3 protein-coding genes are annotated in these 14534 nt (G+C 64.2%); 2 read left to right on the top strand and 1 reads right to left on the bottom strand.

Going from position 1 to position 14534, the window contains the following annotated elements; all coding sequences use genetic code 11:
* Nucleotides 1–124 precede the first annotated feature (124 nt).
* Complete coding sequence (locus DK871_RS22980; protein ID WP_161906747.1) at nucleotides 125–11512, bottom strand: autotransporter-associated beta strand repeat-containing protein; 11388 nt, start codon at nucleotides 11510–11512, stop codon at nucleotides 125–127.
* 411 nt (nucleotides 11513–11923) lie between these two features.
* Here DK871_RS22980 and DK871_RS22975 point away from each other — a divergent pair, with 411 nt between their 5' ends.
* A complete protein-coding gene (locus DK871_RS22975) occupies nucleotides 11924–13735 on the top strand; it encodes a monovalent cation:proton antiporter-2 (CPA2) family protein (protein ID WP_019817299.1) in 1812 nt (603 codons plus the stop codon).
* A gap of 72 nt (nucleotides 13736–13807) precedes the next feature.
* The gene (locus DK871_RS22970; RefSeq protein WP_161906746.1) at nucleotides 13808–14362 is read left to right on the top strand and encodes a hypothetical protein; all 555 of its coding nucleotides are present in this window, start codon (nucleotides 13808–13810) and stop codon (nucleotides 14360–14362) included.
* Nucleotides 14363–14534: the final 172 nt, after the last annotated feature.

Genomic DNA, 14534 nt, shown 5'->3' with positions numbered 1-14534 from the left:
GGGGGGTGACATGGGAAGCGGGGACAAGGGGAATAGCACGGCTCTTACCTGTAGGAGCAAGCTCGCTCCTACATGGGGCAAAAAAAACCGCCCTTGCGGGCGGTTCAAGAAAACTCGGCCTTGATCAGAAACCGAGGGAGAAACTCACCGTCACGGCGTGGTCCTTGTCGTTGCGCGAGAGTTGGCCCGAATAGCCCAGGCCCAGTCTGCCGTTCTGGCTGATCTGGTAATCCAGGCCCGCTTCCACCACCGCGCTGTCCTTGGCTATCGGCACGCCCTGGGTGCTGAACGAGCCACCGCCATTGATAAAGCTCAGGTCGGCGTCGGGCTTGGTATCACCGAAGGCATGGCGCCAGCCGATGCTGCCCCGTGGGGTGATTTTCGAGCCGTTGCCCAGGGTGATGGTCTGGCCAATGCGCACGCCCAAGGTCGAGTAGGTGATGTCCTGGTCGGCATCGCCGCGCAGGGCTGCCGAGCCGCCTTTTTCCTTGAGGGTGTCGCTGTCATAGTTGACGTACGCCAGGCCGGCGAACGGTTCCAGGGCCACGGTAGGGGTTTGAATGGTGTAGCCGACTTCACCGAACACTTGCGCACTGCGTGCCTTGTAGTCGGCTTTGAGGCGTTGGCCCTCGCCGCCGACGGCCACGTTGCGCTTGCTTTCGACGTCATGCCAGCTGTACGCCACGCCCATGCGTGCGGCGAAGGCTTCTTGCTGGTAGGCGGTGTAGGCCATCAGGTGGTAGCTGTCCACATCGGCGCTGGAGTTGCGGCGCTTGGCGTCCAGGTCGCTGCGGGTGTAGCCGGCGGCCACGCCCACGCGCCAGGCGTCGTCCACTTGCTTGTCGGTACCGAGCAGGAAGCCGCTGAGGTTGCGGTCCAGCTTGGCGCTGTTGCTGTCACCGCCCATATGGCCCCAGGTGCCGAGCACGCGCATCCAACCGACCATCTCGCCGTGGCAACCGGCGCTGCTCAGGTGGTTCTCGCTGGGTGCCAGAGCATTGCGCGGGTCGTCCTCGCGGTAGCAACCGGGTTGGCGCAGGCGCTCGTTGACCGCGTCACGTACGTAACGCGAGTCTTCAAGCATGGCGCTGGCGGTGCTGGCGTGGATTTCGCCGGACAAGCTGTCGAAGGCCGCGCGCGCCGCTGCTGCATTACCGTTAAGCAATGCATTTTGCACCGCTGCGCCACCGACTGCGGTGCCTGTGCCCAACGCCGCCGCCACGCCGCGCTGGTTACCGGTGGCCGCCACACTGGCGTAGCTGACGTTGTTGCGGCTGACCGCCAGGGCCACTTGGGTTGGGCTGTAGTTCAACGCTGTATTCAGGAATGCCAGGTTCTCCAGGTTGGTGGTAGCAAAGGTGCCGTTGACCGCGCCGGCTGTCAGCAGGGTGTAGGTGGTGGCGCCGGCATAGGGTGCCAGGTTGATCACATTCAAGGTGCCGCCCAGGTTGGCGGTGCCGCCTACGGCCAGGGAGCCGGTGGTGGATGGGGTGATCACCAGGTTCAGCGCACCGGTGCTGGCGTTGGTGAAGTTGCCGGCCACGGTCAGCTTGCCGCCGTCGGGTGTCACCGAGCCGTTGTTGACCAGCGAACCGACACTGCCGTTACCGGTCAGCCCTGCACCGTTGGCCACAGTGACTTGGCCGCCAAGCACCGCGCCTGGGTTGGCCGCGTTGCCCACTTGCAACACGCCCTCTTCCACCGCCACGGTGCCGCTGAACGGCTGGTTGCCGGTCAGCAACAGCGCGCCTGCGCCTTGTTTGATCAGCGCACCGGTGCCGCTCAAGGTACCGCTGAACTGGCCATTGGTGCGCTGGGTGAACAATAACCGCGCGTTGTTGAGGATCCTGCCACGCAGGCTGGTGGTGGTGCCCGCCAGCGTACCGCCACTGACGGTGGTGCCGCCGGTATAGGTATTGGCGCCGGTCAGCAGCAAGGTGCCGGCATCCAGCTTGTTGATGCCGCCGGTTCCCACCAGCGGTGCATCAATCTGGGCGGTCACGCCGGAATTGACCCGCACTGGCGCCAGGCTGCCATCCGCCGCATTGGTGGGGCTCAAGCTGCCGCCCTCGCCGGCGACCAGCGTGTAGCCGGCGTCCAGCACTTGCAGGCCAGTGAAGCCTTGGTTGCCGACCACCGTCACGGTGCCGCCCTGCCCGCCAAATACGGCGAACTGGTTGGTGGACGCCTGCCCTTGGGTGCCGGTGGGATCGGTCCAGTTGGTGCCTGGGCCCCAGGTACCGCTGCCGCCGCTGATGCTGCCATCGGGGTTGGTGGTGCCGCCGTTCCAGAACTGGATCTGCCCTGGGGTGGTTTGCACCACCAGGTTGAGCTGGTTGGCCAGCGCCGTTTGCAGGCTCAGGTTACCCAATGCCACCGGCAAGGTGCCAAAGGTGAGGCCGTTATCGGTCAAACTACCGCCGTAGCGGAACAGCTGGTACACGCCGACGCCGAAGCCGCCCGTATCGCTGACGTTGAGCGTGCCGTCCAGGGTCAGGTTGCCCGCCACGTTCACCGCTGTACTGGAAGCACCCGGCGCACCGAGGGCGAAGTCCAGGGTGGTGCCCGACGACAAGGCCAGCGAACCCACCGACAGTGGCGTCGCGGCACCGGCCTGGAGCACCGAGCCGTCAGCCATGTTCACCGCACCGCCCAGGGTACCGCTGCCGCCGAGGGTCGCGCCGCTGGCGACTTGCACCGCGGCGCTGTTCAAGGTGCCGTTGACCAACAGGCTGCCGGTGTTGACGTTGGTGTTGCCGGTAAAGGTGTTATTGCCGCTGAGCAGCAACGCGCCGGTGCCGGTTTTGTTCAACACGCCGGTACCGGTGAGGTTGCCGGTGTAGGTGCCGTCGGTGGCTTGCTCAAAGGTCAATGCCGCGTTGTTGGCGATAGCGCCTTGCAGGCTGGTGGTGTTGCCGGTGGTGCTGCCGCCGTTGAGCGTGGTACCGCCGCTGTAGGTGTTGGCAGCGGTCAGCAACAAGGCGCCGCTGCCGTTTTTCACCAGGCTGCCGCTGCCGCTGACCACGCCGCTGAGGGCCAGATCGTGGCTGCCGGCCAGGGTCAGCGGGCCGCCCAGGTTGAGGGCATTGGCCAGTTGCAGGTCGGTGCTGCCATCCAGTTGCGCCGCGCCGCCCACCGTCAGTGCTCCACTGCCCAGGGCCGCATTATTGCCGAGGATCAATTGACCGGCGTTAAGGCCCGTGCCGCCGCTGTAGCTGTTGACGCCGTTGAGCGTCAACGCTGCCGCACCGTTTTTCACCAGGCTGCCGCTGCCGCTGATGCCACCATTGAGGGTCAGCGCGTTGCTGCCACCCACCGTCAAGGCACCGTTGAGCACGGCCGCATTGGCCAGGCTGACCGCCGCGTTGCTGTCCAGGGTAGTGCCACCGGCCGCCGTCAGGGCGCCTGTGCCCAGGGCACTGTTATTGCCCACCACCAGGGTGCCGCCGTTCAGCGCGGTACCGCCGGTGTAGCCATTGCTGCCGTTGAGCACCAGAGTGCCGCTGTCGAGCTTGGCCAGGGTGCCAGCGCCGTTGAGGGTCACGCCCAGGGTCGCGGTGGCGTTCGGGTCGACGCGCACCGCGGTGTTGCCGGTGCCGCCATTGACCAGGTTGAGCACACCCGCCGTGCCGGAAGCCAGGTTGTAGCCATCGGTGACGAACTGCATGCCGGTGATGTTTTGCGTGCCGTCCACCGTCACGTTGCCTGCCGCGCCTTGGAACACTGCGAAGCTGTTGACCCAGCCTTGGTTGAGGGTGCCGTCGACATTGGTCCAGTTGGTATTACCGGCGTTCCAGGTGCCGTTGCCGCCGTCAATCGCACCGTTGCCGATCAGGCTGTTGCCATCCCAGAACTGCACGGTGGTGTTGGGCGCGGTCACCAGCAGGTTGACCTTGTTGGTGATCGCGGTCTGCACTTGCAGGTCGCCCGGCACCACGCTGCCTGGCAGTGTGCCGAGGGCCAGGCCGTTATCGGTCAGGGCTCCGGTGTAGTTGATGAGGTTGTAGACGCCGCTGCCAAAGCCGCCGATATCGGTGACATTGAGGTTGCCGTCCAGGGTCAGATTGCCGCCGACATTCAGCAGGCCTGTGCCGCCACCCAGCACCGGAGTGCCGAGACCCACATCCAGGTTCGAGTTGCCGCCCAGCACCAACGAGCCCACCGACAGTGTGCTGCCGGAGGCCAGGCCGATGTGCCCACCGTCGGCCACGGTCACCGCGCCGGCCAATGAACCGCTGCCGGCCAGGGTCGCGCCGCTGTTCACTGCCACCGTGCCGCTGGCCAGGGAACCTGTGACATTCAGGGTGCCGCCGTTGACGTTGGCCGCACCGCTGATGGCATTGGTGCCGCTCAGGTTGAGCACCCCGCTGCCGTTTTTATCCAGGTTGCCGGCGCCGTTGAGCGCACCGCCAAAGCTGTTATCCAGGTTGCTGCCACCCACCGCCAGCGTGTTGCCGCCAGCCACCTGTACCACGCCGTCGCCGGCCAGGCTGTTGAGGTTGGCATTGCCACCCAGGTTGAGGCTGGCGCCGCTGCCGACAGTGACGCCGGAGGTGGTGCCCAGCGCACCATTGCCCGTCGTGCTCACGCTGCCTGCCGCCACGGTCAGTGGGCCGCTGAAGCTGTTGTTGCCGGTCAGCAGCAGGTCCGCCGCGCCATTTTTGATCAGCGCCGCATTGCCAGCGAGTACACCGGCCAGGGTCAGGTTGTTGCTGCCAGCGACAGTGAGGTCGCCATTGAGATTGACCGCATTGGCCAGCACCAGCGGCGTGCTGTTGGCCAGGGTCGCCGTACCGCCGACGGTCAACGCGCCCGAGCCCAGGGCCGTGGTGCTGCCGAGGGTCAGCGTGCCGACATTGAGCGCCGTGCCGCCGCTGTAGGTGTTGGCGCCGTTGAGGGTCAGGTTGGCGCCACCGGCCTTGGTCAACGAACCCGTGCCGTCCACCACACCGTTGAGGCTCAGGTCGTTGCTGCCGCCGACGATGAGCGCGGCATTCAGGCTGGTGTTATTGGCCAGGGCCAACGCCGTGTTGGTGTCCAGGGTGGTTGCCCCATTGACCGCCAAGGCACCGCTGCCCAGTGCCGACGCATTGCCCAGAGTCAAGGAACCGGCATTCAACTGCGTGCCGCCCAGGTAGGCATTGGCACCGTTGAGCGTGAGGTTGCCCGCGCCGGTTTTGGTCAGCCCACCGCTACCGCTGACCAGGCCGTTGAGGCTCAGGTCGGCGGTGCCCAGAATGCCCAGGTTGCCGGCCAGATTGACCGTGTTGGCCAGGGCGACCGCCGTGCTGCTGTCGAGGGTGGTGCCAGCGGCCGCGTTCAGGGCGCCACTGCCCAGGGCCGTGTTGGAGGCCAGGATCAGGCCGCCTGCGTTGAGTGCGGTTTGGCCGGCATAGGTGTTGTTACCGCTGAGGGTCAGGTTGGCGATGCCATTCTTGATCAGGCTGCCCGTACCCGCCACGGTGCCGGCCAGGGTCAGGGCATTGCTGCCGCCGAGGGTGAGGCTGCCGTTGACGTTGAGTGCATTGGCCAGGCTGACCGCGGTGTTGCTGTCCAGGGTGGTGCCGTTGGCGGTGGTCAAGACGCCGCTGCCCAGGGCACTGTTATTGCCGACCACCAGCGTGCCGCCGTTGAGAGCGGTGCCGCCGGTGTAGCTGTTAACGCCGTTGAGCACCAGGGTGCCGGTGTCGAGCTTGGCCAGGGTGCCGCCGCCGTTAAGCGCCACGCCCAGGGTGGCGGTGACGCCGGGATCGACACGTACGGCGGTGTTGCCACCCACGCCATTGAACAGGGTCAGGGCGCCCGCTGCGCCGCCGGCCAGGTTGTAGCCATCGGTGACGAACTGCAAACCGGTGATGGCTTGCGCGCCGTCAACCGTGACAGTGCCCGCCGTGCCTTGGAACACGGCAAAGCTGTTAGGCGTCCAGGCTGTATTGAATGCACCGTTGACGCCGGTCCATTGGTTGCCGCCTGCACTCCAGGTGCCGCTGCCGCCTTCGATGGTGCCGTTGCCCGTGGTTTGGCTGCCATCCCAGAACTGCACATTGGTGCTGCCGTTGACCAGCAGGTTGATCTGGTTGCCAATCGCAGTTTGCAGGTCCAGGTCGCTGGCCGGGATGTTCACCGGCAGGCTGCCCAGCAGCAGGCCGTTGTTGGTCAGGCCACCGGTGTAGTCGATCAGGCGGTAGATACCCGCACCGAAGCCGCCGATATCCGTGACGTTGAGGGTGCCGTCCAGGGTCAGGTTGCCGTTGACCTGCACCAGCGCCGTGCCGCCCGTGGCGGGCGCGCCGAGGCCTGCATCCAGGTTGGAGTTGGCATTGAGCAGCAGCGAACCGGTGGTCAGGGTCGCGCCGGAGTTGACGGCCAGGTGGCCGCCATCGGCGATGCTCACATTACCCAGCAAGGTGCCGGTACCGCCGAGGGTGGCGCCACTGCCCACCGCCACATTGGCGCTGGCCAGGGAGCCATTGACGAGCAAGCTGCCGGCGTTGACCTGGGCATCCCCGGTCACCACGCTGAGGCCACCGAGGGTCAAGGCGCCTGTGCCGTCTTTGGCCAGGTTGCCGAGGCCTGCCACGACGCCGTCGAAAGTGCTGTCCAGATTGTTGTTGCCGACGCTCAAGGTGCTGCCGGCGCCTACGGTGGCAATCCCGGTACCTGTGAGTGCGCCCAGGCTGGCGCTGCCGCCCAGGTTGAGGGAAGTACCGCTCGCCAGGTTGACCCCAGCGCCGACACCCAGTGCACCATTGCCCAGCGTGGTGAGGCTGCCCGATTGCACATCGAACAGGCCGTTGAAGGTGTTAGTGCCGGTCAGGCTCACATCCGCCGTGCCGGTTTTCACCAGGCTACCGCTGCCGGCCAGCACACCGGCCAGGGTCAGGTTGTTGTTGAGACCGCCCACGGTCAGGCCAGCATTGAGGTTGACCGCATTGGCCAATACCAGCGGTGTGCTGTTGGCCAGAGTAGCTGCACCGCTTACGTTCAAGGCGCCGGTACCCAGGGCTGCTGCTGTGCCCAGGGTTAATGTACCGGCGTTGAGGGTGATGCCGCCTTGGAAGGTGTTGACGCCATTGAGGGTCAGGTTGGCTGCGCCGTCTTTAGTCAGGCCAGCCGTGCCGGTGACCAGGCCACCCAGGGTCAGGTCGTTGCTGCCGGTGACGGCGAGGTTGGCGTCAAGCACGACGCCATTGCCCACTGTCAGCGCCGCCGTGTTATCCACGGTCGCCGCGCCGCCCACGGTAAGGTTGCCCAAACCAAGTGCTGTCGCGCTGCCCAAGGTCAGCGTACCGGCGTTCAGGGTGGTGCCACCGAGGAAGCCGTTGCCGCCGCTGAGGATCAGATTGGCCGTGCCTTCCTTGGTCAGGCTGCCTGCACCGTTGATTGCACCGCCGAGGGTCAGGTCAGCGGTGCCGCCGATGCCCAGGTTGCCCGCCAGGTTGATCGCATTAGTGGTGGTGACCGCTGTGCTGGCGTCCAAGGTGGTACCGCCTGCGGCGTTCAATACGCCCGCGCCCAGCGCCGTATTGCTGGCCAGAATCAGCCCGCCTGCGTTCAAGGCCACAGGGCCCAGGAAGGTATTGGTGCCGCCGAGTGCCAGGTCTGCCGTGCCATTCTTGACCAGCCCCCCGACGCCGCTGATGGCGCCATTGAGCGCCAATGCGTTGCTGCCACCGAGTGTCAGGCTGGCGCTGAGGACTGCATCATTGCCCAGGGTTACGGAGGCGTTGCTGTCCAGCGTGGAGCCCGCTGCCGCAGTCAGCGTGCCAGTGCCCAGCGCGGTGTTGCTGCCGACCACCAACGTGCCGCCATTGAGCAAGGTGCCGCCGGTGTAGCTGTTGGCGCCATTGAGCACCAGCGTGCCGGTATCGAGTTTGTTCAGAACGCCGGCGCCGCTGATATCCACGCCGAGGGTGGCAGTCGCCAGCGGGTCGACACGCACGGCGAAGTTGCCGCTGCCGGTGCTCAACTGCCCGCCGGTGCCATTGACGAGGCTGTAGCCATCGGTGGCAAATTGCATGCCCGTGATGGTTTGCACGCCGTCCACGCTGACGGTGCCCGCCGCGCCTTGGAACACCGCGAAGCCACCGCCCCAGGTCTGATTGGAAAGGCCGTCGGCCGAGGTCCAGTTGGTAGCGCCCGCCGTCCAGGCGCCGCTGCCCCCGTCAACGATGCCGTTGGCAATCGCATTGCTACCGTCCCAGAACCGAATATTCGGCGCCGCTACCACCAGATTGACCTGGCTCCCCACTGAGGTTTGTACCAGCAGATCACCCAGGGCGTAGCCCAGCGGCACCGTGTTGACATTCAACGCGCCGGTCAAGCCGCCGGTGTAGTTGATCAAGCGATACACGCCGGCGCCAAAGCCACCGGCATCGCTCACATTAAGGTCGCCGGCCAGGTTCACGTTGCCACCGACATTCATCAGCGAAGTCAGCGACGGTGCGCCAAGCGCCACATCCAGACTGGCCCCGGCACTCATGTTCAGGCCCCCAGCCGACAAGGTCGTGCCACTGCCCAGCGCCAGGTGCCCGCCGCTATTGATATTCGCCGTACCCAATAGCGAGCCGCTGCCGGTGAGGGTGCCGCCGCTATTCACGTCGACCACCGCGCTGCCCAGAGAACCATCGACATCCAGGGTGCCCGCGTTGATCGCCGTGTTACCGGTGATGCCATTGGTTCCGTTGAGCGTGAGCGTGCCGGTGCCCACCTTGATCAAGCTGCCCGCGCCGCTGAGGTCACCGTCAAAGGTACTGCTGGTGTTCACGCCACCCACAGTCAGGTTCAAACCGCCGCCCACTGCCACGCCGCCCGCACCGCTGAGGCCGGCCAGGCTGGAGTTCACGCCCAGGTTCAGTGCTGCGCCGGTACTGACATTGACACCGGAGTTGTTGCCCAATGCACCGGTGCTGCCGGTGGTGACGCTGCCGGAGACAATATTCAATGGCCCGGTAAAAGTGTTGTTGCCGCTCAAGGTCAGGTCAGCCAAGCCATTTTTGATCAGCGCACTGGCGCCGCTGATCACGCCGCTGAGGTTGAGGTCATTGTTACCCGCGAGCGTCAGGTCGCCATTTAGGGCAATCCCGTTGCCCAGGGTGAAGGTCGCGCTGGTATCCAGGGTTGCCGCACCGCCGACCGTCAAGGGGCCTGCGCCCAAGGCGCCTGCCGTGCCCAAGGTCAGCGTACCGGCGTTGAGGCTGGTGCCACCGCTGAAGGTGTTGGTGCCGTTGAGAGTCAGGTTGGCCAGGCCGTCCTTGATCAGCGCACCCGCGCCGCTGACCACACCGCCCAGGGTCAGCGCATTGGCGCCGCCGACGGTCAGCCCGGCGTTGAGGACAATGCCATTGGCCAGCGTCACCGCCGGATTGCTGTTCAGGGTTGCGGCGCCGCCGACGGTCAAGTTGCCCAGGCCAAGTGCCGTGTTGCTACCGACAGTGAGACTGCCCGCATTCAGGGTGGTGCCGCCCACGAAGTTATTGCTGCCGCTGAGTGTCAGGCCGGCCGTGCCGTTTTTGGTCAGGCTGCCTGCACCGTTGACCGTGCCGCCCAGGGCCAGGTTGGCGCTGCCACCGATTCCAAGGTTACCGGCCAGGTTGACCGCGTTGGCCAGCGTAGCACTGGTGCTGGCGTCCAGAGTCGTGCCTGCGGCTGCATTCAACGTACCCGCGCCCAAGGCACCGGTGGCGCCAATCACCAGCTTGCCACTGTTCAGTGCCGTGTTGCCCAGGTAAGTGTTCGCTTGATTGAGAATCAGGTCAGCCGGGCCGTTCTTGATCAACCCGCCAAGGCCCGCCACCACGCCGCCAAGGGTTAGCGCGTTGCTGCCGCCAACGATCAGGTTACCGCCCAGGTTAAGGTTATTGCCCAGGTTCACCGCGGCACTGGCATCCAGCGTAGTACCCGCCGTTGCGTTCAATACACTGGTACCCAGCGCCGTGTTTGAGCCGACCACCAGCGAACCGGCGTTCAAGGCCGTGGTGCCGCTGTAGGTATTGTTGCCAGTAAGCGACAAGCTCGATGCGCCGGTCTTGATCAACCCGGAACCACCGCTGACAACCCCGCCCAGGGTCAGAGGGTTCACGCCGCCTACGGTCAGATTGGCGTTCAAGGCGATTGCATTGCTGGTGGTCAGCGCTGTATTGCTTTGCAACGTGCCCGCACCCGCCACGGTCAAGGTACCGGTGCCGAGTGCTGCGGCATTGCCCAGTGTGAGCGTGCCGGCGTTCAAGGTGGTGCCGCCCTGGAAGGTGTTGGCGCCGCTGAGGATCAATTCGCCCGTACCGGCTTTGGTCAAGCCAGTGCTGCCCGAGATCAGGCCGTTCAAGGTCAGCCCGGTAGCAGCCCCCTGCACCGTCAGACCACCGGTTCCCAGGGTCATCAGGTTAGCCAGCGTCAGGTTGTTAGCGGTGGCTTCGATAGCGCCGCCGTTAGAGGTGAGCGCACCGCTGCCGAATGTCGCGTTGTTATCGAATTGCGCCACGCCGCCGTTGAGCGTGGTGCTGCCGCTGACCAACGGCCCCTGCAAGGTCCAGGTGCCGCTGTTGATGGCCAGGTTGTTGAAGTTGACATAGTTGGCGCTTGAGGCTGTGCCGGTGCCCGTGGTTCCGCCGCCGACACCTGTTGAATTCTCTAGAATCAGCGAGTTGCTGCCGCCTGCCCCTCCGTCCACTTGGCCGGTGGGCGCAAACGTCAGGTTTACGCCGAGCAGTCCGCCCAGGCTTACGCCGATGCCGCCGCCGTTGGTCACTTGCGAGCCCGTGACTGCCGTAAAGGTGTTGGTACTGGCGGTCCCCATCGACACGCCGCCAGAGATAGTGCCGGTGTTGCGGAACGTGTTCCCTGTGGTGGAGCTCTCGAACGCCACGCGCCCGGTCAGGGTGCCATTATTCGTCATATTGACCTGCCCGCCGCCTTTGACCGCCACCACCGGGGTGTCGGAGGAGAACAGCGACAGGCCGAGCAAGAAAGAGGAGCCAATGGTGCCGTCGTTGACAATCGTGGTAGTGCCGCCTGCACCGTTGGTGGCATTGAGTGCCATGCCGCCCAGCGAGCCCAGGTTCACCCCAAGCACCGCGCCGGTACCTTTGATAACACCGGTGGCGGCGTTGGTGATGTTCAGCACATTGACTGCCGTGTTGCCGATCACCACACCACCGCTCAACGCTGAAACCAACCCGAGTACTGCAGGGTCAATGGTGCCAGCGTTGTTCAATTTCGTGTTGTTGCCCGTCAGGTTCAGCGCAATGCCACCCACCAGTGTATTGAGCTGCGCGCCAACGTTGACGTTGACCGTCAGGTTGTTGGCTGTGCTGCTGAAGGTGTTGGGAAACAGCGGCAACGTCGGCGCGCCCGTGCAGGTGACTGTCGCGCCGTCGATTGGACTTGCCGGGGTACAGGCAGCGAACACATCCGGGCTCGCCAGCCCCATCACCAGCCCGGCCACTCCCAGGCGGATCGCAAGAGAAAGCGCAGAAATACGAGGTAAAGCGGCAGTCGCAAGTCTTCTATCCACGTTCTACTCCTTGTGGTCCAAGCCTTTCATCCGTGACTGCGTGCACGCCTTGTTTCAACGATCCACACGCATCGAATTCGAAACACCTGACCGTGGTGACTACTGATCCAGTTTTTCGAAACGTTAGTAGACCTGCGCGAAAGCCATTGAATTAAATGGTATTAATACTTTCGTAAAAACGGCGTAAGAATGGGATGAGCGCCAACATCCATTGACTGTCGCGACAAAAATACAAGTTTCCAAATGTGAAAAAGCGCTCTAATAGCGCCCTATCCTCCTCGCCGTAGGAGCGAGCTTGCTCGCGAAAATCCTCAACGATGACGCGGCAAACAAAACACAGCGCGGTGCCCTTGCGTTTTTCGCGAGCAAGCTCGCTCCTACCGTTGATCGATGCAAATGCTGGAGTTCGTAATGCCCCATGAAGGCAACCTGTTACAAGCAGCCGTGGTGTTCCTGTTCGCCGCGGTGCTCACCGTGCCCCTGGCCAAGCGCCTGCAATTGGGTGCGGTGCTGGGCTATCTGTTCGCCGGTGTAATCATCGGCCCATCGGTACTTGGCCTGATTGGCAACCCGCAAAGCGTGGCGCAGTTTTCTGAACTGGGCGTGGTGCTGTTGCTGTTCATCATCGGCCTGGAGCTGTCGCCCAAACGTTTATGGGTGATGCGCAAGGCGGTGTTCGGCGTGGGCCTGGCCCAGGTATTGCTCACCGGCGTGGTGATGGGTGCGGTCGCGCTGTGGCTGTTTGGCCAGTCGTGGAACAGCGCCATCGTGCTGGGCCTGGGCCTGGCGTTGTCGTCCACGGCGTTTGGCCTGCAAAGCCTGGCCGAACGCAAGGAGCTCAACCAACCCCACGGGCGCCTGGCCTTTGCCATCCTGTTGTTCCAGGACATTGCCGCTATCCCGCTGATCGCCATGGTGCCGTTGCTGGCCGGCAGCGATCACCCAACCACCGAGGCCCAAGGCCTGCAACACGTGTTGCAGATCCTCGGCAGCATCGCCGTGGTGATCATCGGCGGGCGCTACCTGTTGCGCCCGGTGTTTCGCATCGTGGCCAAGACCGGCCTGCGCGAAGTGTCCACCGCCACCGCGCTGCTGGTGGTGATCGGCACCGCCTGGCTGATGGAATTGGTGGGCGTGTCCATGGCCCTGGGCGCCTTCCTCGCCGGCCTGCTGCTGGCGGATTCGGAATACCGCCACGAACTGGAGTCCCAGATCGAGCCATTCAAGGGCCTGCTGCTGGGGCTGTTCTTCATCAGCGTGGGCATGGGCGCCAACCTCAGTTTGCTGCTCAGCACCCCGCTGGTGGTGATCGGCCTGACCCTGCTGCTGATCGGCTTGAAACTGCCACTGCTGTACGCCGTCGGGCGGATGGTGGGCGACCTCAACCGCGAAAGTGCCCTGCGCCTGGGCGTGGTGCTGGCGGCGGGCGGTGAATTTGCCTTCGTGGTGTTCAAGATCGGCCGCGACCAGGGCCTGTTCGAACCGCAGCTGTACGACGTGCTGGTGCTGACCATCACCCTGTCCATGGCCGTGACCCCGCTGCTGTTGCTGGTGTGCCCTAAGCTGTTCAAGCCCAAGGTCAAGCCGGTGGAAGTGCCCGAGGAATACCGCGCCATCGAAAGCGATGCGCCCCGCGTGGTCATCGCCGGCATGGGCCGGATGGGCCAGATCGTGGCGCGAATCCTGCGCGCCCAGAACATCTCGTTCATCGCCCTCGACACCTCGGTGGAAACCATCGAGCTGACCCGCAGTTTCGGCGGTATGCCGGTGTTCTACGGCGACCCCCAACGCCCGGAAATCCTCCACGCGGCCAAAGTCGATCAAGCGGAATTCTTCGTGATTGCCATGGACGACCCGGAGATCAACATCAAGACCGCCGAGTTGGTGCGCAACCTCTACCCGCACATGAAGATCATCGCCCGTGCGCGTAACCGCCAGCACGTACACCGCCTGGTGGACCTGGACGCTTCACCGGTACGCGAAACCTTCTACTCCAGCCTGGAAATGAGCCGTCGCACCCTGGTCGGCCTTGGTTTAAGCCAGGCCCAGGCCGATGCGCGCATCAACCGCTTCAAGACCCACGACCAACAAGTACTTGCCGCCCAACACGCGGTGTACGACGATGCGGCCAAGGTCATGCAAACCGCCCAGGAAGCCCGTGCGGAACTGGCGCGCTTGTTTGAAATGGACAGGCTTGAGGAAGAATCTTCCGACAAAGTGTGACGGGGCCGATGAACGAAATTGCGAATTTTCTGACAGAATACGCCGCAATCTCGTTCATCCCCGGAGTGCTTCATGGCCACGTTCACCAAGACCGCAATGCTGCTGGCCCTCGCGCTCACCGCCGGCAGCGTATTCGCTGCTGCCAAGCCCACCACCCAGACCATTTCCACCTTGGGTGGCAAGTTCACCTTCAAACTGCCCAAGGCCTACAGCGCCGACACCCTGCCCTCCGGCACGACGCAAGACGGCACCGCCGACACCCAAGGCACCCTGTACGCCAACTCGACGACGAAAAGTGTAGTGATCGTCGCCGAAACCGTGCGCAACGACGGGGCAACCATCCAGGATAACGACCCGCAGTTCCTCGACGGCGCCGTGGCCGATTTCGTCAAAGACCAGAGCGCGGCCCTGCCCGACTTCAAGAAACTGGGCGAGAAGAAACTCACCTACAAGGGCCTGGGCCTGCGCCAAGTGGACAGCAGCGCTACCCAAGGTGGTGGCAAGACCTTGAACTCCACATTCCTGGGGGGGTCGGGCAACCATTTGCTGGTGATTCAGGCGATTTCCCGGGCGGATGATGTGAAGGGGCATGCGCAGTTGGTGAAGCAGATCACAGGCGGCAAGTAACCTCTCTCTTTCCAGCCAACACAAAACCCATGTGGGAGCGGGCTTGCCCGCGATGGCCATAGGTATCTACACAACTTTGTAGGCTGTAGCAGCCAACGGTAACCACGATGCGAAGCGAGTCGCTCTTGATCTTGATCTGCTTTTGATCTTAGGCGCCCCGTTAAACCACGCT

It is taken from the genome of Pseudomonas sp. L13, from assembly GCF_009935965.1.
Classification (GTDB): domain Bacteria; phylum Pseudomonadota; class Gammaproteobacteria; order Pseudomonadales; family Pseudomonadaceae; genus Aquipseudomonas; species Aquipseudomonas lactis.
The sequence above is the reverse complement of the archived record's forward strand: the minus strand, read 5'-3'. Positions and strand labels throughout refer to the sequence as shown.

What these genes read in the sequence shown, in the direction of transcription:
- DK871_RS22970 (WP_161906746.1), top strand. Translation starts at nt 13,808, where the DNA reads ATGGCCACGTTCACCAAGACCGCAATGCTGCTGGCCCTCGCGCTCACC.
- DK871_RS22975 (WP_019817299.1), top strand. Translation starts at nt 11,924, where the DNA reads ATGCCCCATGAAGGCAACCTGTTACAAGCAGCCGTGGTGTTCCTGTTC.